Source organism: Deltaproteobacteria bacterium, from assembly GCA_011773515.1.
Taxonomy (GTDB): Bacteria; Desulfobacterota; Deferrimicrobia; order J040; family J040; genus WVXK01.
On record WVXK01000048.1, the window covers coordinates 83,220 to 84,924 of the forward strand.

The window sequence follows — 1,705 nt, forward strand, 5'->3', positions numbered from 1 at the left end:
TTCAAACATTTTTCTACCATATCGGGGGACAGATCCAGGTTTGCACCCAGCGCTTCGAGCACATCGGCAGATCCGGCTTTGCTCGTTACCGACCTGTTGCCATGTTTTGCAACACAAACACCGGAGCCCGCAGCCACGAATGCCACCGTAGTGGATATGTTGAACGATCCCGACCGGTCGCCTCCTGTCCCGCATGTATCGAGGACATCGCCCTTCTCAGGCCGTATCCTGATTGCCTTTTCCCGCATCACCTTGACTGCCGCGGCTATCTCTTCGGGCGTCTCTTTCTTCATGGACAGGGCCGTGAGAAATGAGGCTATCTGGGTCGGCGTGCACTCACCGGACATGATCATATTCATGGCATCCTCCATCTCGCTTCCCCTCAGGTCTTTCCCCGAGTGAAGGATGCTTATTGCCTCCTTGAGATTGACGAAATACCTGGAAGGACGTTTTCCCCTTTCCACGATGCTCAGAAAGTTTTCAAAAATCCTCATGCCGAAATCGGTCATGACTGACTCGGGGTGGAACTGGACCCCGAATACGGGTCTTTTTCTGTGCCGTATGCCCATTATTTCCCCATCGCTGGTCCAGGCACAGACCTCCATGTCTTCCGGAGGTTTCTCCCACTCCACAGAAAGAGAGTGATACCGCGTGGCATTGAAGGGATTTTCCACCGCCGCAAATATCCCCGACCTGTCGTGGAATACGGGGGATGTTTTTCCGTGCATGATGGCCTTGGCGCTCACTATCTTCGCTCCAAAGGCATATGCAATGCACTGGTGGCCCAGACATACCCCGAGAATGGGAACTTTCCCGTGAAACCTTTTCACGGCATCGACGCTTATTCCCCCGCTTTCCGGGCCCCCCGGCCCGGGTGATATGACAAGACCGTCCGGATTCAGGTCCTCGATCCCGTCGAGATCAATTGCATTGTTCCGGTAAACTTTTACCTCAGCCCCGAGGGAACAGAGAGACTGAACGATATTGTAGGTAAAGGAATCAAAATTATCGATCACCACTATCATAGCAGTCCCCTGAACACGGCTTCCTTCAACGCCCTGGTTTTGTTCTCAATTTCCTCGATTTCCCTTGACGGGTCCGAGTCAAAGACGATCCCGGCGCCGGCTTGAATGATGACCGTAGATTTCTCAAATATGAGCGTTCTTATGGCAATGCAAAAATCCATATTCCCGGAAAAGTCGAAATACCCGACCGCTCCCGCATAGATTCCCCTTCTCTCACCCTCAAACTCTTCGATGATTTCCATAGCCCTGACTTTCGGTGCCCCCGTGACTGTTCCCGCAGGGAAGGTGGCCCTCAGCACGTCAAAGGCGTCCCTGTTCTCCAGGAGAAGAGACGTTATGTTTGAGACGATATGCATGACGTGAGAATACTTTTCGATTACCATGAACTCGTTGACCTTTACCGATCCCTCTTTTCCAATTCTCCCGAGATCGTTCCTTCCCAGGTCAACCAGCATGAGATGCTCGGACAATTCTTTCGGATCTGAAAGCAGGTCCGCTTCGAGCCTGCTATCCTCCTCCTCGCTCTTTCCCCTCGGTCTGGTCCCGGCAATCGGTCTGAGAATAACGTTGTCCCTGTCGAGCCTCACCAGGACCTCAGGCGACGAGCCTGCCACGCGAACACCCTCCGCCTCCAGGTAAAACATGTAGGGAGATGGATTGATTACGCGCAATGCCCTGTA

The 1,705-nt window shown here is 53.1% G+C and carries 1 protein-coding gene and 1 pseudogene (1 of these 2 running past the window's edge); both read right to left on the bottom strand.

The features are described 5' to 3' along the window. Positions 1-1,025 (bottom strand): bifunctional glutamine amidotransferase/anthranilate phosphoribosyltransferase (locus tag GTN70_04790; GenBank protein ID NIO16299.1); only part of this gene is annotated, 1,025 nt, incomplete at its 3' end. Further along, a pseudogene (locus GTN70_04795) lies at positions 1,022-1,705 on the bottom strand (anthranilate synthase component I) (it continues 750 nt past the right edge of the window). The pseudogene GTN70_04795 and the gene GTN70_04790, both read right to left, overlap by 4 nt.